Origin of the sequence: Pseudomonas sp. B34(2017), assembly GCF_002112915.1 — a bacterium.
Taxonomy (GTDB): Bacteria; Pseudomonadota; Gammaproteobacteria; order Pseudomonadales; family Pseudomonadaceae; genus Aquipseudomonas; species Aquipseudomonas pharyngis.
Window position 1 is genome coordinate 480770 of record NZ_NEJA01000006.1, and the last position, 19121, is coordinate 499890.

Sequence of the window (19121 nt, forward strand, 5' to 3'; positions counted from 1 at the left end):
TCCACCCCTTTCACGGAGAAGAATCATGGCGTTGCAGATCGGTTTTCTGTTGTTTCCCCAGGTGCAGCAACTCGACCTGACCGGCCCGTACGACGTGCTGGCCTCATTGCCGGACGTCCAGGTGCATCTGGTCTGGAAAGATCTGGTACCGGTCACCGCCAGTACCGGGCTGGTGCTGAAACCGACCACCACCTTCGAGGATTGCCCGGCTCTGGATGTGATCTGCGTGCCTGGCGGCGCCGGTGTCGGGCCGTTGATGGAGGATGAGCAAACGCTGGCGTTCATCAGGGCGCAAGCGGCGCAGGCGCGTTACGTGACGTCGGTGTGCACCGGTTCGCTGGTGCTCGGGGCGGCGGGTCTGTTGCGGGGTAAACGGGCGACCACGCATTGGGCTTATCACGATCTGCTGCCGACACTGGGCGCGATTGCGGTGAAGGATCGGGTGGTGCGCGACGGCAATCTGTTTACCGGGGGCGGCATCACGGCGGGGATCGATTTTGCCCTGACGTTGGCGCAAGAGCTGGTCGGTGTCGATACGGCGCAACTGGTGCAGTTGCAGCTGGAATATGCGCCGGCGCCACCGTTTGATTCGGGCAGCCCGGAGACGGCGCCGAGTGCGGTTGTCGATGAGGCGCGTAAGCGTGCGGCGCCTTCATTGAAGTTGCGCACTGAAATCACCGAGCGTGCTGCGGCGAAGCTCAATCTGCGCTGATTCGTGCGCAACATAGGCCCTGCGGGGACCAACCCGCAGGGCCTGCGTCCCGGTTTAGCCCTACACCTTCACTTGTCCCCTCGTCCCCACCCGTGTAGAAAGCCTGTCCACAAATCGTGCACAAGGACTTTCCATGACAGCTCTGCCATGGCTCTATCTCGGGCTTCTCAGCCTTGGTTACGGATTGGCGTCGAGTTTCGGCCAGCTCGGCTGGCTGGCGCTGATCTCCATTGCACTGCTGGTTTTCGCCGGTTACGCCGTGCGCCAGCAAACCGTGCCGGTCGGGCGTTATCTCGGGCATGGCCTGTTTATCGTGCTGGCCTTGGCGCTGGCCCTGCACTGGCTGCCGGGTTTCTACAACGGCCGGGCCATCGAGCCCCAGCGCTTCACCGACAACGCTGTGCCGTTCTCGATGTACCTGAATCTCGACAAACCGCTGATTGGCTTCTGGCTGCTACTGGTCTGCCCGTGGATCGTCGCGCGACGCTCATTGCGCCTGACGGTGTACGCCACCGCGCTGGCACTGACGCTGAGCGTGATTCTGGCGTTGGGCGGCGCCGTGTTACTGGGCATGATCACTTGGGCGCCGAAGTGGCCGGATCAGGCATGGCTGTGGGTGCTGAACAATCTGCTGCTGGTGACGCTGGTCGAAGAAGCGCTGTTTCGCGGCTATATCCAGGGCGGCCTCAGCCGGCGTTTCAAACACCTGCCCTACGGCGACAACCTCGCGCTGCTGCTGGCGTCCCTGCTGTTCGGCCTGGTGCATGTGGGCGCCGGCTGGCAATGGGTGTTGCTGGCGAGCCTGGCGGGTGTCGGCTATGGTCTGGCCTACCGTTTTGGCGGGCTCGGCGCGGCGATCGCCACGCACTTTGGCCTGAACCTGCTGCATTTCGGTCTGTTCACCTATCCGATGCTCGCGGGTTGAAGCAAGGGCCGTTTTGCGACGCCGTACTTATAAATGAAAAAAAATTTCAATAAATGGCCGACCCCGCCGACAACCTTTCAAAGCCTTGCGGATTGAAAAACCATGCGTAACAACCAGCCCATTACACAACGCGAACGGACTTTCCCGGCTCAGCAACGGTTGATTTCCACAACCGACGCCAAAGGCGTGATCACTTACTGCAACGACGCTTTCGTCGAAATCAGCGGGTTCTCGCGTGAGGAACTGATCCGTGCGCCGCACAACCTGGTCCGTCACCCCGACGTCCCGGCAGCGGTGTTTTCGCACATGTGGGGCACACTGAAACAAGGCTTGCCATGGATGGGCATTGTCAAGAATCGCTGCAAGACCGGTGATCATTACTGGGTGAACGCCTATGTAACGCCGGTGTTCGATGGCAGTCAGGTGGTCGGTTACGAGTCGGTGCGGGTCAAACCCACCGCCGAACAGATCCGCCGTGCCGAAGCGCTCTACCAACGCATCAACCAGGGCAAGTCGGCGATTCCTTCGAGCGACAAATGGCTGCCGATCGTGCAGGACTGGCTGCCGTTCATTCTGGTCAGCCAGTTGAGCTTCATGATCGGCGCCACCCTCAACTCGCAGTGGGGCTTCGCCCTCGCCGCCGGTCTGTCGGTGCCGCTGGGCCTGCTGGGCCTGCAATGGCAACAACGCGGGCTCAAGCGCCTGCTGCGTCTGGCCGAGCAGACCACCTCCGACCCGTTGATCGCGCAGATGTACACCGACAGCCGTGGCGCCCAGGCGCGTCTGGAAATGTCGATCCTCAGCCAGGAAGCGCGTCTGAAAACCTGCCTGACCCGTCTGCAGGACACCGCCGAGCACCTGACCGATCAGGCCAAGCAATCCGACGCCCTGGCGCACAACAGCTCCAGCGGTCTGGAACGTCAGCGCGTGGAAACCGAACAGGTCGCCACCGCCGTCAACCAGATGGCCGCCACCACGCAAGAAGTGGCGAGCCACGTCCAGCGCACCGCCGACGCCACCCAGGAAGCCAACCGTCTGACCGGCCGCGGCCGCGACATCGCCGGCGAAACCCGCGAAGCCATCCAGCGTCTGTCCGTAGTCGTGGGTGAAACCGGCCTGACCGTCACCCAACTGGCCAAGGACAGCGACGAAATCGGCGGCGTGGTCGACGTGATCAAAGGCATCGCCGACCAGACCAACCTGCTGGCACTCAATGCCGCGATCGAAGCAGCGCGTGCCGGCGAGATGGGCCGTGGTTTTGCCGTGGTCGCCGACGAAGTCCGCCAACTGGCACAACGCACCAGCGAATCCACCGGCCAGATCCACGCCCTGATCGCCAAGTTGCAGCAGACTGCATCCAGCGCCGTACAAACCATGGAAGCCGGCCATCGCCAGGCGGAAGAAGGTGTGGCGCGGGTACTGGAAGCAGACCAGGCACTGGTGGGCATCAGCGAAGCCGTGGCCAACATCACCGACATGACCACCCAGATCGCCGCCGCGACCGAAGAGCAAAGTGCCGTGGCTGAAGAAATCAGCCGCAACATCAGCAACATCTCGGAACTAGCGGACCAGACCTCGGAACAGGCGCATAACTCGGCGTTGCTGAGTGAAGAGCTGACCAAGACCGCCAACACGCAATACTCGTTGGTGGAGCGGTTTAACCGCTGATTGTTCTGCAATAGAAAAAACCCGGATAGCGAGAGCTTCCGGGTTTTTTATTGTGGCTCACCGCGTGACTACACATAGGGGCGCTATGCCCTACAAGAACGCCAGAATCCGCTGACTGGTGCACCTTTGGGGTCGGCTCTATCGTTTGCCGGTAGAAATCCAATCCCTTAAGCTGGTCAGTATGAATACATCTCCTTTGGAGGCTCCGATGGCCACCACCAGAAAGATCGACAAGCCAGTCAAAAAAGTCATTCGCGATGAACTGACTTTTCTTGATGTCCGGCAAGCCGCGCGTGATGGGCAGAAAGCGTTCGATAAATATGTGATCACTGGCAAGCTACCCATAACAAAGTAGCCATAGATGCCAGCAGTCAAAATCTCTGCGCTTTTCGAACAAATCAACAACTGGAAAAATTTCGCCGCTCATTTTTATAACTACAAAGTGTGCGGCGAACTGCCCGCTATTTTTGGGCGAGACGAACGACTCGACCTCAGCGATATGCATCACATCCACCTGGCCAGTACCCAAGCGACCCAGGCGCGGTGGGCAAAAATAGACCGCCAGTATTATCGAACTGCCCTGGTTGACGATCCTGACAACGACTTCTGGCTTATCTACGCCTACGATGCTTTCCGGGATGAATACCTTTTGCTGACAATCACTGGCCCGGATGCCCATAACCGGAGTGAGTGGGGTTCATTTCTGCGAACGGTGCATTACGAGATTGTTGAGCCATGGGTCGTGGGAAAAGTCATCTATCTGGACCTCGACGACTTTTGATTAACTGGCTGGCCAGTTCTCGGAAAATGTATTTAGTGGGTGATAACAAAAAACCGGATAGTGAGAGCTATCCGGTTTTTTGTTTTTGATTTGGCGTTACACGCGGTTACCAGCGATTACTGTGGCAAGCGCAGCCTGTCCAGCAGTCGATTTACCAGCAGCTCGTTCAACATGATCAGCTGTTGCAGCGCCAGCAGCGGTTTGCGTTCCGGGCCTTTTACCGAGTTGGCGATATTGCCGGCCATGGCGTTGGCTGACGACAGTGATTCACTGGCTTCGACAAGCAGTGTTTCGTCATCGAGCGTGGGATCGACCATGTAGATGGGACGGGCCTTGGGTGGGAAGTACTTCGGAATTTCGGGGCCGAGGTAAAAGTCGAGTGCGCGGTCGGCGGCTTCTTTTGTCTTTTGGGACTCGAGCTCGGGGTCTTGGAGGATTGGGTCGGCTTCTGGTGGGTTAGGCGTGGCTTTGAACATAGATTTAACTCCAGTTTCGAATATTTAGGAGCCATCACCCTCGCTACCAAACGAAGGGTGGTGGCCATACGCGGGTTGGTAGACCGGTCGAAACGGGAAACCCGGCGCTCACAAAGGAGCCCCGCGCATGCCCACCATAAAATCTGAGCCCCAAATAAGGGACTGCATATGGTGACGCCATACGACGGTTTCGAAGCGGGCTACCAAACCCGATCACTGTTTTTCAGTGACAGGGAAACGATATAGCCCTTTCCAAACCGCGTAAGCCGGCGGATTCTGGCGTACGCGTAGGCAACGACGCAAGGTGTTGTAGCCCTTATGGCGTAACGGTTCGTGTACTTTAAACGTGGTGACGCGATCGTGTTTATTCGCTGGAAATGCCGGGCTGGGGGGCTTTCAGTTTTTGTGGTGTGTCAGTGAAATCCTTACCCCTCACCCTAGCCCTCTCCCCGAGGGAGAGGGGACTGACGGAGTGTTTGGGCGAGGTACGCCGACGTGGGATACCGAGTTGAACTCAGGTTTTGAACAGCACTTCAATCGGCTCCTAACCACTCAACAGGATGAGCGTTAGCTCGGCTGCAGCTTTTGATCTTGATCCACGGGCGACTTCGGAAGGCTGAGTGGAGGGATTTATCCGGGGGTGGGAGCGCAGCGACCGTTTGGCGAAGCCAAACACATCGAGAGGAGGTGCAGCGAAGCAAACCGGAGGCGATGCCCCCGGATGAATCCCGGAGCGAAGGAACCCCGAGCCTCAGCGAGCGGGCCGGACGTAGGAGCAAGACCTTTTGGTTACTTTTGGGGCGTTTGCCAAAAGTGACCCGCCGTAAGGGCGGAACCCTAAGCAGCCATAACCGCAGCAACGGATATACACCCCAAAACCAAACCTCAACGAAGAAACCCGGCAACCCTCTCCGCCGCCAAAGCCAAATGCTGCTCATGCGTAAACCCGGAAACCTTGAGCGGCTTCAAATCATGATCCCCAGAGGCCAGCCAAAACACCTCAACACTCGGCGATAGATCGTAAGCCTCGACAGCGTCCCGATTCCCCAGAGCATCCCGCTCCCCCTGAACAATCAACGTCCGAGTCCGCAAAGAAGCCAAATGCTCAACCCGAGGCTTCTCCGGTTTCCCCACCGCATAAAACGGATACCCCAGGCAAACCAACGCATCCGCGCCAAGCTCATCGGCAAGCAGACTGGCCATCCGCCCCCCCATAGACTTCCCGCCAACCGCCAAAACCCCAGCGACATGAAGTCGCACCAAGCCATAAACCTCACGCCAGCACTCCTGCAATTTCCCCGCAGGATTCGGCGGCCGCTTGACCCCATCAACCCGCCGCTGCGCCATATAAGGAAACTCAAACCGCAACACGTTCACCCCCAGCCCAGCAAGGCGCCCAGCCATATCGTTCATCCAGTCGCTATCCATCGGCGCCCCCGCCCCATGCGCCAGGATGAGCGTCGCCGAAGCCTCGCCAACAGCGGCATCCCAAAGCCACCCGTGATCCCGCAGGCACTGCGCCCATTGATCCCCGTCAATACTGGCCTTGTGCTGTTTGTCCATGCTTGCCTCGCTTTTAGTCTGCCTATAACTCCAGGCGAAGGACGCGCTGTTGGCGCTCACTTCGGCTGAACCGTGGATGGGGAACCATGAACACTTCTATCAGTACCGCCTACAACTACAAGGTGGTCCGCCAATTCGCCATTATGACGGTGGTGTGGGGCATCGTCGGCATGGGGCTCGGGGTTTTTCTCGCGGCTCAATTGGTCTGGCCCGAACTCAACTTCAACCTGCCGTGGACCAGCTTCGGACGCCTGCGCCCGCTGCACACCAACGCGGTGATCTTCGCGTTCGGCGGCTGTGCCTTGTTCGCCAGTTCGTTCTACTCGGTGCAGCGCACCTGCCAGACCCAGCTGTTTGCGCCGAAAATCGCCGCGTTCTGCTTCTGGGGCTGGCAGCTTGTGATTCTATTGGCGGCCATCAGCCTGCCACTGGGTTACACCAGTTCCAAGGAATACGCCGAGCTGGAATGGCCGATCGACATCCTGATCACCATCGTCTGGGTCGCCTACGCCATCGTGTTCTTCGGCACGATCATGCAGCGCAAGACCAAGCACATTTATGTGGGCAACTGGTTCTTCGGCGCGTTCATCATCACCGTGGCGATCCTGCACATCGTCAACAATCTTGAGTTGCCGGTGAGCTTTACCAAGTCCTACTCGGTGTACGCCGGTGCAACCGATGCGATGGTGCAATGGTGGTACGGCCACAACGCCGTAGGCTTTTTCCTCACCGCCGGTTTCCTCGGGATGATGTACTACTTCGTGCCGAAACAGGCCGAACGTCCGGTGTATTCGTATCGTCTGTCGATCGTGCACTTCTGGGCGCTGATCACCCTGTACATCTGGGCCGGCCCGCACCACTTGCACTACACCGCGCTGCCGGACTGGGCGCAGTCGCTGGGCATGGTGATGTCGCTGATTCTGCTGGCACCGAGCTGGGGCGGCATGATCAACGGCATGATGACCCTCTCCGGCGCCTGGCATAAGTTGCGCAGCGACCCGATCCTGCGCTTCCTCGTGGTATCGCTGGCGTTCTACGGCATGTCGACCTTCGAAGGTCCGATGATGGCGATCAAGACTGTCAACGCCCTCTCCCACTACACCGACTGGACCATTGGCCACGTACACGCCGGCGCGCTCGGCTGGGTGGCGATGATTTCCATCGGCGCGCTGTACCACATGATTCCGAAAGTCTTCGGCAAAGAGCAGATGCACAGCATCGGCCTGATCAACGCGCACTTCTGGCTCGCGACCATCGGCACCGTGCTCTACATCGCCTCGATGTGGGTCAACGGCATCGCCCAGGGCCTGATGTGGCGTGCGGTGAACGAGGACGGCACGCTGACCTACTCCTTCGTCGAAACCCTGGTGGCCAGCCACCCGGGCTTCGTCGTGCGGCTGATCGGCGGGGCGATCTTCCTCAGCGGCATGTTCCTGATGGCTTACAACACCTGGCGCACCGTGCGGGCCTCGCAGCCTGCTGACGTCGTTGCTGCCGCGCAGATGGCCTGAGGAGTCCGCCATGAAACACGAAACGATTGAAAAGAACGTCGGCCTGCTGATGCTGCTGATGGTGTTCGCCGTGAGCATCGGCGGCCTGACCCAGATCGTCCCGCTGTTCTTCCAGGACGTGACCAACAAACCGGTGGAGGGCATGAAGCCCTACACCGCGCTGCAGCTGGAAGGTCGCGACATCTACATCCGCGAAGGCTGCGTCGGTTGCCACTCGCAGATGATCCGTCCGTTCCGCGCCGAAACCGAACGCTACGGGCACTACTCGGTGGCCGGTGAAAGCGTGTGGGACCACCCGTTCCTGTGGGGCTCGAAACGTACCGGTCCGGACCTGGCCCGCGTCGGGGCGCGCTACTCGGATGACTGGCACCGCGCGCACTTGTACAACCCGCGCAACGTTGTACCGGAATCGAAAATGCCGGCCTACCCATGGCTGGTCACCCAACCGGTCGACAGCAGCCACACCGAAACCAAGCTCAAGACCATGCGCACCCTCGGCGTGCCGTACACCGACGACGACATTAGCGGCGCGGTGGCCAGCCTCAAGGGCAAGACCGAAATGGACGCCCTCGTCTCCTACCTGCAAGTGCTCGGCACTGCGATCAAGAGCAAGAGGTGAGCCATGGTCTTTGAATTGAGCGCGGGGCTGATTCGCGGCCTCGGCACGGTCGTGGTGTTCGTGGCCTTCGTCGGCCTGACCCTGTGGGTGTTCAACCGCAAGCGCACGCCGGAGTTCGCCGAAGCGCGCCTGCTGCCGTTTGCCGACGAGCCACAACCCGACACTACCCAAGCTAATGAAACAAGGAGTACCCGGCCATGACCACCTTCTGGAGTACGTGGATCTGCGTACTGACCATCGGCAGCCTGATCGGCCTGACCTGGCTGCTGGTCGGCACCCGTCGGGGCGAAACCAAGGGCAGCGTCGACCAGACCATGGGCCACAGCTTCGACGGCATCGAGGAGTACGACAACCCGCTGCCGCAGTGGTGGTTCATGCTGTTCGCCGGCACGCTGGTGTTTTCCGTGGGCTATCTGATTCTTTATCCGGGCCTGGGCAACTGGAAAGGCATCCTGCCTGGCTACGAGGATGGCTGGACCGGCGTCCACGAATGGGAAAAGGAAATGAGCAAGGCGGACGCCAGGTTCGGGCCGATCTTCGCCAAGTTCGCCGCGATGCCGGTGGAAGAAGTGGCGAAGGATCCGCAGGCGCTGAAAATGGGTGGCCGTCTGTTCGCCTCCAATTGCTCGGTGTGCCACGGCTCGGACGCCAAGGGTGCGTTCGGTTTCCCTAACCTCGCCGACAAGGACTGGCGTTGGGGCGGCAGCGCCGAAACCATCAAGACCACCATCATGGGTGGCCGGATGGCGGCAATGCCGGCATGGGGTGAAGTGCTGGGTGAGACTGGCGTGAAAAACGTCGCCGCCTATGTGCGTCATGAACTGGCGGGGCTGCCACTGCCGGCGGACAACAAGGCTGATCTCCAAGCGGGTCAGCAGGCGTTCAGCACAACCTGCACCGCCTGTCACGGGGCAAACGGCCAGGGCACCGAAGCCATGGGCGCGCCGAACCTGACGCACCCGGCCGGTTTCATCTACGGCACCAGCCTGACCCAGCTCGAGCAAACCATTCGCCATGGCCGTCAAGGCCACATGCCCGCTCAGAACGAGCTGCTGGGCAACGATAAAGTGCAACTGCTCGCCGCTTACGTATACAGTCTGTCAAAAAATACTGAGCAATTGAGCGACAAGCTTCAAGCTGAAAGCTCCAAGTAAAATCACAAGCAATGTATACAATCCTGCAGGCGACATGATTCGTCTTGTCGCTTGCAGCTTGCAGCTTGCAGCTGCTTCCTTTTGTCGCACCCCTTCACCCCCTCTCCTTTCGGTTACCCGGATTCGGGTCTACGCTTGCTCGATGCGGACTGGCCCGTGCCGGTTCCAGGTCGACCCCGAGCGAGGAATTGAACGAATCGGCTGACTGACATGGCCGCAAAGGCCGGTAGATACCGGCTGTCGTGCCCATTACCGTCCGTCACCCTAACCGAGCGTTCGAACACACCCCGTTACATCCGACCGGGACCCCTCGCTTTTTTCGTCCGCTGCGACATTTTGTCCGAGGGCAATTTTGTCCTTACGCGGCGCATGGAAAGGCCGCAGAATCAGCGTTGGAAAGCATTGACCCAGGTCATGGCGCGTTGCATTGACCCCCTGCTTTCTACATACTTGCGGCCGATTTTAATCCTAATAAAACACCCAAACCGTGGAACCTTAGAATGAGCACAGCAATCAGTCCGACTGCTTATAACTATAAGGTAGTCCGCCAGTTCGCCATCATGACGGTGGTCTGGGGGATCCTTGGCATGGGGCTCGGTGTCTTCATCGCCTCGCAACTGGTCTGGCCGGAGTTGAACTTCGGTCTGCCGTGGACGAGCTTTGGACGCCTGCGCCCGTTGCACACAAACCTGGTGATTTTCGCCTTCGGTGGTTGTGCACTGTTTGCCACTTCCTACTATGTCGTGCAGCGAACCTGCCAGACGCGACTGATTTCCGACAGCCTCGCGGCCTTCACCTTCTGGGGATGGCAAGCGGTGATCGTCGGCGCGATCATTACCTTGCCGCTGGGTTACACCACCACCAAGGAATACGCGGAACTGGAATGGCCGATCGCCATTTTGCTGGCCATTGTCTGGATTTCCTACGGACTGGTGTTCTTCGGCACCATCACCAAGCGCAAGACCAAGCACATCTATGTCGGTAACTGGTTCTACGGTGCGTTCATCGTGGTGACCGCGATGCTGCACATCGTCAACCACATGTCGCTGCCGGTCAGCCTGTTCAAGTCCTACTCGGCCTACTCGGGCGCCACCGACGCGATGATCCAGTGGTGGTACGGCCACAACGCCGTGGGCTTCTTCCTGACCACCGGCTTCCTGGGGATGATGTACTACTTCGTGCCGAAACAGGCCGAACGTCCGATCTACTCCTATCGTCTGTCGATCGTGCACTTCTGGGCGCTGATCACCCTGTACATCTGGGCCGGCCCGCACCACCTGCACTACACCGCACTGCCGGACTGGGCACAATCGCTGGGCATGGCGATGTCGATCATCCTGCTGGCACCGAGCTGGGGCGGCATGATCAACGGCATGATGACCCTGTCGGGCGCCTGGCATAAGCTGCGCACCGACCCGATCCTGCGCTTCCTGGTGGTATCGCTGGCGTTCTACGGCATGTCGACCTTCGAAGGTCCGATGATGGCGATCAAGACCGTCAACTCGCTTTCGCACTACACCGACTGGACCATCGGCCACGTACACGCCGGTGCACTCGGCTGGGTAGCGATGATCTCGATCGGCGCGATCTACCACATGATCCCGAAACTGTTCGGCCGCGCGCAGATGCACAGCACCGGCCTGATCAACGCGCACTTCTGGCTCGCGACCATCGGTACCGTGCTGTACATCGCTTCGATGTGGGTCAACGGCATCACTCAAGGCCTGATGTGGCGTGCAATCAACGACGACGGCACCCTCACCTACTCGTTCGTCGAAGCGCTGCAGGCCAGCCACCCCGGCTTCATCGTCCGTGCCCTGGGCGGTGCGTTCTTCGCCAGCGGCATGCTGCTGATGGCTTACAACGTATGGCGCACCGTGCGCGCCTCGAACCCGGCTGAAGCCGAAGCCGCCGCCAAGATCGCCGTAGTTGGAGCTCACTGATGAAGCATGAAGCTGTCGAGAAGAATATTGGTCTGCTGGCCTTCTTCATGGTCATCGCCGTCAGCGTCGGTGGCCTGACCCAAATCGTTCCGCTGTTTTTCCAGGACGTCACCAACAAGCCGGTCGAAGGCATGAAGCCGCGCACCGCCCTTGAACTGGAAGGCCGCGACGTTTACATCGCCAACGGCTGTGTCGGCTGCCACTCGCAGATGATCCGTCCGTTCCGTGCCGAAACCGAACGCTATGGCCACTACTCGGTCGCCGGTGAAAGCGTCTGGGATCACCCGTTCCTGTGGGGTTCCAAACGTACCGGCCCGGACCTGGCCCGCGTCGGCGGTCGTTACTCCGATGACTGGCAGCGTGCGCACTTGTACAACCCGCGCAACGTCGTCCCCGAGTCGAAAATGCCGGCCTACCCGTTCCTCGTAGAAAACAAGCTCGATGGCAAAGACACGGCCAAGAAAATGGAAGTGTTGCGCACGCTCGGCGTCCCTTACACCGACGAAGACATCGCCGGTGCAAGAGATGCCGTGAAGGGCAAAACCGAAATGGACGCGCTGGTGGCCTATCTGCAAGGCCTGGGCACCATCATCAAAAGCAAACGGTGATTCTGATGGATATCGGGATGATTCGAGGCCTGGGCACCGTTGTCGTGATGGTTGCCTTCATCGGCCTGGCGTTGTGGGTGTTCAGCCCCAAGCGCAAGTCGGAGTTTGAAGACGCGACCTTGCTGCCCTTCGCGGATGATCCCGAAGCCATCAAGCACGTCGAGCAAGCTTCTAGGAGTAACAAAGAATGACTACATTCTGGAGTCTGTACGTCACAGTCCTCAGTCTCGGTACGATCTTTTCCCTGACCTGGCTGCTGCTGTCGACCCGCAAGGGCCAGCGCAGCGAGCAGACGGACGAGACGGTCGGCCACTCCTTCGACGGGATCGAGGAGTACGACAACCCGCTGCCGAAATGGTGGTTCATGCTGTTCGTGGGCACCATCGTGTTCGCTCTGGGTTATCTGGTGCTGTACCCGGGCCTGGGCAACTGGAAAGGCCTGCTGCCGGGCTACAACTACCTCGATACCGAGAAGCAGACCGCGTTCGCCAACGGCCAGACCGGCTGGACCGGCGTTCACGAGTGGGAAAAGGAAATGGCGCGTTCGGATGCCAAGTTCGGTCCGATCTTCGCCAAGTTCGCCGCCATGCCGATCGAAGAAGTCGCCAAGGATCCACAAGCCCTGAAAATGGGTGGCCGCCTGTTCGCCTCCAACTGCTCGGTCTGCCACGGTTCCGACGCCAAGGGCGCTTATGGCTTCCCGAACCTGACCGACGCCGACTGGCGCTGGGGCGGCGAGCCGGAAACCATCAAGACCACCATCATGGGCGGTCGTCACGCGGTGATGCCGGCCTGGGCTGAAGTGATCGGTGAGCAAGGCGTGGCCGATGTGGCTGCGTTCGTACTGACCAATCTGGATGGCCGCAAGCTGCCGGAAGGCACCAAGGCAGATCCGGCCAATGGCCAGAAACTGTTCGCCGCCAACTGCGTGGCCTGCCACGGCCCGGCGGGTAAAGGTACGCCAGCCATGGGCGCACCCGATCTGACCCACCCGGCCGCGTTCATCTACGGTTCGAGCTTCGCCCAACTGCAGCAGACCATCCGTTACGGCCGTCAGGGCCAGATGCCTGCCCAGGAACAACTGCAAGGCAACGACAAGGTTCACCTGCTGGCGGCTTACGTTTACAGCCTGTCCCACGGTGAAAAACCAGCGGAAGCCGAGGCCCAGTAAGGCCAACGCCTGAAGCAAACAAAGCGGCCCCGCCAATGAGAATTGGCGGGGCCGTTTTGTTTCTGCCTTTTTGAATGCCCGACCAGCGGTCAGGCTCGTCAGGCCTTCCCGGTTGTGAGACGAGGCATGAGGTAGTAACGTTGCTACATATCTTTTTCAGGAGAGGTCGCAATGATGGCCATCACCACCATTTCCAGCCGCGAATTCAATCAGGACACAAGCAGTGCCAAAAAAGCCGCACGCAATGGGCCGGTGATCATCACGGATCGTGGCAAGCCCGCCCACGTACTGCTAAGCATTGAGGAGTACGAAAAACTAACCGGCCTCAACGCGAGCATCGTCGATCTGCTGGTCATGCCTGAAGCGGCAGACATCGAGTTCGAAACCGAGCGTGCCGTGATCACTCACCGCCCTGTGGACCTGTCCTGAATGTATTTGCTAGACACCAATGTAATTTCCGAATTGCGCAAACCCCAGGCCGACAAGAACGTTGTCGCCTGGGCCAGAACGATCATTGCCCCTCGCATGTTTATCTCGGCCATTACGCTGAAGGAACTGGAGACCGGCGTCCTACGCATGGAGCGCCGTGATCCGGCTCAGGGAAAGATTCTGCGCACCTGGCTCAAGCGCCACGTAATGCCGGCCTTCGATGCGCGAATCCTGCCGGTCGATGCAGCTGTCGCCCTGCGCTGCGCGCGCATTCATGTGCCGGATCAGGCCAATGAAAGCGATGCGCTGATTGCCGCGACGGCACTGGTTCATGGGCTGACGGTGGTCACCCGCAATGTCGCCGACTTTGAATCCAGCGGCGTTGCGCTGATCAATCCGTGGGAATGAAAGACCCGCATCTCAGCTTCACATCTCGCAACTGAAATTCGATGGGCACATTGGCTGGCAAGCGATAACGTCCTGCTGCAGCCGATGGGCTGCCTACCTCACAACTCATCTTGCAAGGAAGCTATCCGATGAACGAACAACATCCGAATCAGGAAACTGATCAGCCGATTCAAATGGGTGAACAGACGCCACAAATTGACGAAGCCAACAGCGACAGCCTGAGACGACAAACACGATCCATCGTGAACGAAGCCACTGCCGACAGAAAGCGCAGTACCGGCGGGATGGACAGCCTTGGCGGCGGCCGGTTGCTTTGACCGATTGATGAAAGCGGCGGCAATTTCCGGGTTTGGGTGACTGAGCCGTCGCGATGTCAGCAGCACCCATCGTCTATAGTCAATTGATCTGCATCATGCTTTGTTACATTCGCTACACCATTCATGATTTTTCCCCAACGCGACCAAAGGTCGCACCCGTTCGTCGGTAGTACAGGCGTATCATTGCGCCACCGCAACACCCCTTTTTGACCCCGGCCGGCACGTATCGACCGAGGCATTTTTCCACTGCCGTGGGATGCAATGATGAGCAACCAGATTCCGGTACACGACGTCACGCCACCCAGTAAGAACGCAAACAACAGCGTCGACCTTTACGCCTCTCGAGAAAAAATCTACACCCGTGCTTTCACCGGCCTGTTCCGCAATCTGCGGATGATGGGCGGCGCGGCGCTGTTCCTGCTGTATTTCGGTACGGTGTGGTTGAACTGGGGCGGTCACCAGGCAGTGTGGTGGAACCTGCCGGAGCGCAAGTTCTTCATTTTCGGCGCCACCTTCTGGCCGCAGGATTTCATTCTGCTTTCCGGGCTGTTGATCATTGCCGCCTTCGGTCTGTTCTTCATCACCGTGTATGCCGGCCGGGTCTGGTGTGGTTACACCTGTCCCCAAAGCGTATGGACGTGGATTTTCATGTGGTGCGAGAAGGTCACCGAAGGCGACCGCAACCAGCGCATCAAGCTCGACAAGGCGCCGATGAGCGCCAACAAGTTCCTGCGTAAATTCGCCAAGCACGCGCTGTGGCTGCTGATCGGCTTCGTCACCGGCATGACCTTCGTCGGCTACTTCTCGCCGATCCGCGAACTGGTAATCGAATTCTTCACCGGCCAGGCCGATGGCTGGTCGTATTTCTGGGTCGGTTTCTTCACCCTGGCCACTTACGGCAATGCCGGCTGGCTGCGTGAGCAGGTGTGCATCTACATGTGTCCGTATGCACGCTTCCAGAGCGTGATGTTCGACAAGGACACGCTGATCGTTTCCTACGACCCGCGTCGCGGTGAAAGCCGTGGTCCGCGCAAGAAAGGCATCGACTACAAGGCTCAGGGCCTGGGCGACTGCATCGACTGCACCATGTGCGTCCAGGTCTGCCCGACCGGCATCGACATCCGCGACGGCCTGCAGATCGAATGCATCGGCTGCGCCGCGTGCATCGACGCCTGCGACAGCATCATGGACAAGATGGATTACCCGCGCGGGCTGATCAGCTACACCACCGAACACAACTTGTCCGGGCAGAAAACCCATAAACTGCGGCCACGCCTGATCGGTTATGCCGTGGTGCTGCTGGCGATGATCAGCCTGCTGGTGACGGCCTTCTTCATGCGTTCGCTGGTGGGTTTCGACGTCAGCAAGGACCGCGTGCTGTACCGAGAAAACGCCGAAGGCCGGATCGAAAACGTCTACAGCCTGAAGATCATGAACAAGGATCAGCGCGACCACACCTACGTGCTGGAAGCCGCCGGTTTGCCGGATCTGCGCCTGCAAGGCAAACGCGAGATCAAGGTGCCGGCCGGGGAAATCTTCAGCATGCCGGTCGAGCTGTCGAGCGCGCCTGAACAATTGCCTTCGAGCACCAACGAGGTGAAATTCATCCTCAGGGATGCCGATGACGACAGCGTCCACGTAGAAGCCAAGAGCCGGTTCATCGGCCCACAAAATCGTTGAGAGAACTGAACATGCCCGCAGCAAACGCCGCAAGTCCCTGGTACAAGCACCTTTGGCCATGGATCATCATCGCGATTCTGGCCTGTTCGGTGACCCTGACGCTGTCCATGGTGACCATCGCGGTGAACAACCCGGACAACCTGGTCAACGACAACTACTACGAGGCCGGCAAGGGCATCAATCGTTCGCTGGACCGTGAATTGCTGGCTCAGACCCTGAAGATGCGCGCCGCTGTGCACCTGGATGATGTCACCGGCGAAGTCGACCTGCGCCTGAGCGGCGACAGCCAGCCGAAAACCCTGGAACTGAACCTGATCTCGCCGACCCAGCCGGAGAAGGATCGCAAGATCGTCCTGGCCCGCAGCGAGACTGAAACGGGCCGCTACATTGGCCAGTTGAGCGACAAGGTCGAAGGCCGGCGCTTTGTTGAATTGCTGGGCACTCAGGACGATCACGTGTGGCGGATGTTCGAGGAAGAGCTGGTCAACCATGACAAGGATCTGTTGCTGGGTGATGAGCCGTTGCAGGGTGCAGAAGACCTGAAGAAATAAGCCTTACTCTGATCGTTCCCGCGCTCTGCGTGGGCACGCCGCCAGGGACGCTCCGCGTCCCAGCCGAAGCGGACGCGGAGCGTCCGGGGAGGCATTCCCACGCGGAGCGTGGGAACGATCATCGGAACGCCTCATGACCATTCCAATCCCCTGCTACCACTGCGCCCTGCCCGTCCCGTCCGGCAGTCGCTTCACCGCCGTCGTGCTCGGGGAATCCCGCGAGTTCTGCTGCCCCGGCTGTCAGGCCGTGGCCGAAGCCATCGTCGCCGGCGGCCTGGAAAGTTATTACCAGCATCGCAGCGAAGCTTCGGCCAACCCCGAAGCGCTGCCGGTGCAACTGGTCGATGAGCTTGAGCTGTACGACCGCGCCGACGTGCAGCAACCCTTCGTGCGCCACGAAGGTGAGCTGGCCGAAACCACGTTGCTGATGGAAGGCATCAGTTGCGCCGCGTGCGGCTGGCTGATTGAGAAACACCTGCGCACCCTGCCCGCCGTGGCCGAGGCGCGGCTGAACCTGTCCAACCATCGCCTGCATGTGCGCTGGGCTGACGGGCAATTGCCGCTGAGCCAGATCCTCGGCGAACTGCGCCACATCGGTTACGCCGCACACCCGTATCAGGCCGACCGCGCCAGCGAACAACTGGCCAGTGAAAACCGCCTGGCCCTGCGCCAGCTCGGGGTCGCCGGGCTGTTGTGGTTCCAGGCGATGATGGCGACTATGGCGACCTGGCCGGAATTCAACATCGACCTCAGCCCGGAGCTGCATACGATCCTGCGCTGGGTCGCGCTGTTCCTGACCACGCCGATCGTGTTCTACAGCTGCGCGCCGTTTTTCAAAGGCGCCATGCGCGACTTGCGCACCCGTCATCTGACCATGGACGTCTCGGTGTCGCTGGCGATCGGCGCGGCTTACGTCGCCGGGATCTGGACCTCTATTACCGGGGTCGGCGAGCTGTATTTCGACGCGGTGGGCATGTTCGCGCTGTTCCTGCTCGCCGGGCGCTACCTCGAACGCCGCGCCCGCGAGCGCACCGCTGCCGCCACCGCGCAACTGGTCAATCTGCTGCCCGCCTCGTGCCTGCGCCTCGACGACGCCGGCCAGAGCGAGCGGATCCTGCTCAGCGAACTGCGCCTCGGTGACCGGGTGCTGGTGCAGCCCGGTTCGGTGCTGCCGGCGGACGGCAAGATCCTTGATGGCCAGTCGAGCATCGACGAATCGGTGCTGACCGGCGAATACCTGCCGCAACCGCGTACCAAGGGCGATGCGGTCACCGCCGGTACGCTGAACGTGGAAGGTGCGCTGACCGTCGAGGTGCAGGCACTCGGCCAGGACACGCGGCTGTCGGCCATCGTCCGCCTGCTGGATCGCGCCCAGGCGGAAAAACCACGACTGGCGGAAATCGCCGACCGTGCTGCGCAATGGTTCCTGCTGCTGTCGTTGATCGCGGCGGCCGCCATCGGCCTGCTGTGGTGGGAACTGGATTCGTCACGGGCGTTCTGGATCGTCCTCGCGATGCTGGTTGCAACCTGCCCGTGCGCGCTGTCTCTGGCGACGCCGACCGCCCTCACCGCCGCCACCGGCACCCTGCACAAACTCGGCCTGCTGCTGACGCGCGGCCATGTGCTGGAAGGCTTGAATCAGATCGACACGGTGATCTTCGACAAGACCGGCACCCTCACCGAAGGCCGACTGGTACTGCGTTCGATCCGCCCGCTCGGGGCCCTCGACAACGATCAATGCCTGAGCCTGGCCGCCGCCCTGGAAAACCGTTCCGAACACCCGATCGCCCGCGCCTTCGGTCGCGCACCGCTGGCTGCCGAAGAGGTCCACAGCACGCCGGGCCTGGGGCTTGAAGGGTTGGTTGGCGAACAACGCTTGCGCATCGGCCAGGCGGATTTTGTCTGTGATCTCAGCGGCGTGCCTGTGCCCTCGATGCCGAAGGAACCGGGGCAATGGTTGCTGCTCGGTGACAGTAACGGACCGCTGGCCTGGTTCGCCCTCGACGACCGTCTGCGCGACGACGCCCCCGCCCTGCTCGCCGCGTGCAAGGCGCGCGGCTGGCGCACGCTGCTGCTGTCGGGCGACAGTTCGCCGATGGTCGCCAGTGTCGCCGCCGAACTGGGTATCGACGAGGCCCGGGGCGGTCTGCGCCCGGACGACAAGCTGCAAGTGCTGCAACAACTGCACAAGGACGGCCGCAAGGTGTTGATGCTCGGTGACGGCGTGAACGACGTGCCGGTACTGGCCGCTGCGGACATCAGCGTGGCCATGGGCTCGGCCACTGATCTGGCGAAAACCAGTGCCGACGCGGTGCTGCTGTCCAACCGCCTCGACGCCTTGGTACAAGCCTTCACGCTGGCCCGCCGTACTCGCAGGGTGATCATCGAGAACCTGTTGTGGGCCGCGCTGTACAATGGCCTCATGTTGCCGTTCGCCGCCCTCGGCTGGATCACTCCGGTGTGGGCCGCCGTCGGCATGTCGATCAGTTCGCTGACCGTGGTACTCAACGCCCTGCGCCTGACTCGCCTGCCGAGTGCGCCGGCCGTCAGCGCCACGTCAGAAACCCGCCCGCTGCCGGCCTGAGCCGCGCGGGCATGGAGTACA

General features: G+C 60.4%; 21 protein-coding genes. 19 read left to right on the top strand and 2 right to left on the bottom strand.

Going from position 1 to position 19121, the window contains the following annotated elements; genetic code table 11:
* Window positions 1-25: 25 nt before the first annotated feature.
* The 5 genes from inhA to CAF80_RS21445 all read left to right on the top strand — a co-directional run bounded on the left by inhA (window position 26) and on the right by CAF80_RS21445 (window position 4086).
* Window positions 26-712, top strand: coding sequence for an isonitrile hydratase (inhA, locus tag CAF80_RS21430; protein ID WP_074687649.1), 687 nt, complete (start codon window positions 26-28; stop codon window positions 710-712).
* Window positions 713-845: 133 nt separating this feature from the next.
* Window positions 846-1637, top strand: a complete 792-nt coding sequence (locus CAF80_RS21435) for a CPBP family intramembrane glutamic endopeptidase (protein ID WP_039770065.1) — start codon at window positions 846-848, stop codon at window positions 1635-1637.
* 102 nt (window positions 1638-1739) lie between these two features.
* Window positions 1740-3305: a PAS domain-containing methyl-accepting chemotaxis protein gene (locus CAF80_RS21440; protein ID WP_039770064.1), complete on the top strand. Its 1566-nt coding sequence runs from the start codon at window positions 1740-1742 to the stop codon at window positions 3303-3305.
* Between the two features lie 208 nt (window positions 3306-3513).
* A complete protein-coding gene (locus CAF80_RS28915) occupies window positions 3514-3660 on the top strand; it encodes a hypothetical protein (RefSeq protein WP_165369536.1) in 147 nt (48 codons plus the stop codon).
* Window positions 3661-3666: 6 nt separating this feature from the next.
* On the top strand, window positions 3667-4086 hold the full coding sequence (locus CAF80_RS21445) for a type II toxin-antitoxin system YafO family toxin (RefSeq protein ID WP_039770062.1): 420 nt from the start codon (window positions 3667-3669) through the stop codon (window positions 4084-4086).
* Window positions 4087-4202: 116 nt separating this feature from the next.
* Here the strand turns inward: CAF80_RS21445 and CAF80_RS21450 are convergent, their stop codons facing one another.
* Together CAF80_RS21450 and CAF80_RS21455 are read right to left on the bottom strand one after the other, a co-directional pair.
* Complete coding sequence (locus CAF80_RS21450) at window positions 4203-4562, bottom strand: DUF6124 family protein (protein WP_039770060.1); 360 nt, start codon at window positions 4560-4562, stop codon at window positions 4203-4205.
* A gap of 885 nt (window positions 4563-5447) precedes the next feature.
* Window positions 5448-6125, bottom strand: coding sequence for an alpha/beta family hydrolase (locus tag CAF80_RS21455; protein WP_074687647.1), 678 nt, complete (start codon window positions 6123-6125; stop codon window positions 5448-5450).
* A gap of 86 nt (window positions 6126-6211) precedes the next feature.
* Here CAF80_RS21455 and ccoN (CAF80_RS21460) point away from each other — a divergent pair, with 86 nt between their 5' ends.
* The 14 genes from ccoN (CAF80_RS21460) to CAF80_RS21530 all read left to right on the top strand — a co-directional run bounded on the left by ccoN (CAF80_RS21460) (window position 6212) and on the right by CAF80_RS21530 (window position 19100).
* A complete protein-coding gene (gene ccoN, locus CAF80_RS21460) occupies window positions 6212-7636 on the top strand; it encodes a cytochrome-c oxidase, cbb3-type subunit I (RefSeq protein ID WP_007969190.1) in 1425 nt (474 codons plus the stop codon).
* A gap of 10 nt (window positions 7637-7646) precedes the next feature.
* The gene (gene ccoO / locus CAF80_RS21465) at window positions 7647-8255 is read left to right on the top strand and encodes a cytochrome-c oxidase, cbb3-type subunit II (RefSeq protein ID WP_039770055.1); all 609 of its coding nucleotides are present in this window, start codon (window positions 7647-7649) and stop codon (window positions 8253-8255) included.
* 3 nt (window positions 8256-8258) lie between these two features.
* Complete coding sequence (locus CAF80_RS21470; protein WP_085667900.1) at window positions 8259-8456, top strand: cbb3-type cytochrome c oxidase subunit 3; 198 nt, start codon at window positions 8259-8261, stop codon at window positions 8454-8456.
* Window positions 8453-9409 carry a cytochrome-c oxidase, cbb3-type subunit III gene (ccoP, locus tag CAF80_RS21475; protein ID WP_085667901.1) on the top strand — a complete coding sequence of 319 codons (957 nt, stop codon included), beginning with the start codon at window positions 8453-8455 and terminating at the stop codon, window positions 9407-9409. The genes CAF80_RS21470 and ccoP (CAF80_RS21475) overlap by 4 nt, the downstream gene beginning before the upstream one ends.
* Window positions 9410-9909: 500 nt before the next feature.
* Window positions 9910-11352, top strand: a complete 1443-nt coding sequence (gene ccoN / locus CAF80_RS21480; protein ID WP_039770049.1) for a cytochrome-c oxidase, cbb3-type subunit I — start codon at window positions 9910-9912, stop codon at window positions 11350-11352.
* The gene (gene ccoO, locus CAF80_RS21485) at window positions 11352-11960 is read left to right on the top strand and encodes a cytochrome-c oxidase, cbb3-type subunit II (protein ID WP_011333287.1); all 609 of its coding nucleotides are present in this window, start codon (window positions 11352-11354) and stop codon (window positions 11958-11960) included. The genes ccoN (CAF80_RS21480) and ccoO (CAF80_RS21485) overlap by 1 nt, the downstream gene beginning before the upstream one ends.
* Window positions 11961-11965: 5 nt before the next feature.
* Window positions 11966-12151 (top strand): CcoQ/FixQ family Cbb3-type cytochrome c oxidase assembly chaperone, encoded by a 186-nt coding sequence (locus tag CAF80_RS21490; protein ID WP_003175465.1) that lies wholly within the window; start codon window positions 11966-11968, stop codon window positions 12149-12151.
* Window positions 12148-13131: a cytochrome-c oxidase, cbb3-type subunit III gene (gene ccoP / locus CAF80_RS21495; RefSeq protein ID WP_039770046.1), complete on the top strand. Its 984-nt coding sequence runs from the start codon at window positions 12148-12150 to the stop codon at window positions 13129-13131. The genes CAF80_RS21490 and ccoP (CAF80_RS21495) overlap by 4 nt, the downstream gene beginning before the upstream one ends.
* A 174-nt stretch (window positions 13132-13305) precedes the next feature.
* Window positions 13306-13560 (top strand): type II toxin-antitoxin system Phd/YefM family antitoxin, encoded by a 255-nt coding sequence (locus tag CAF80_RS21500; protein WP_039770179.1) that lies wholly within the window; start codon window positions 13306-13308, stop codon window positions 13558-13560.
* Window positions 13561-13968, top strand: a complete 408-nt coding sequence (locus tag CAF80_RS21505) for a type II toxin-antitoxin system VapC family toxin (RefSeq protein WP_039770044.1) — start codon at window positions 13561-13563, stop codon at window positions 13966-13968.
* A gap of 128 nt (window positions 13969-14096) precedes the next feature.
* Entirely contained in the window at window positions 14097-14285 is a 189-nt protein-coding gene (locus tag CAF80_RS21510) for a hypothetical protein (RefSeq protein ID WP_039770042.1), read from the top strand.
* Between the two features lie 264 nt (window positions 14286-14549).
* Window positions 14550-15965 carry a cytochrome c oxidase accessory protein CcoG gene (gene ccoG, locus CAF80_RS21515; RefSeq protein WP_085649031.1) on the top strand — a complete coding sequence of 472 codons (1416 nt, stop codon included), beginning with the start codon at window positions 14550-14552 and terminating at the stop codon, window positions 15963-15965.
* Window positions 15966-15976: 11 nt separating this feature from the next.
* A complete protein-coding gene (locus CAF80_RS21520; protein WP_085667902.1) occupies window positions 15977-16516 on the top strand; it encodes a FixH family protein in 540 nt (179 codons plus the stop codon).
* 133 nt (window positions 16517-16649) lie between these two features.
* The gene (locus CAF80_RS21530) at window positions 16650-19100 is read left to right on the top strand and encodes a heavy metal translocating P-type ATPase (protein WP_085667903.1); all 2451 of its coding nucleotides are present in this window, start codon (window positions 16650-16652) and stop codon (window positions 19098-19100) included.
* Window positions 19101-19121: the final 21 nt, after the last annotated feature.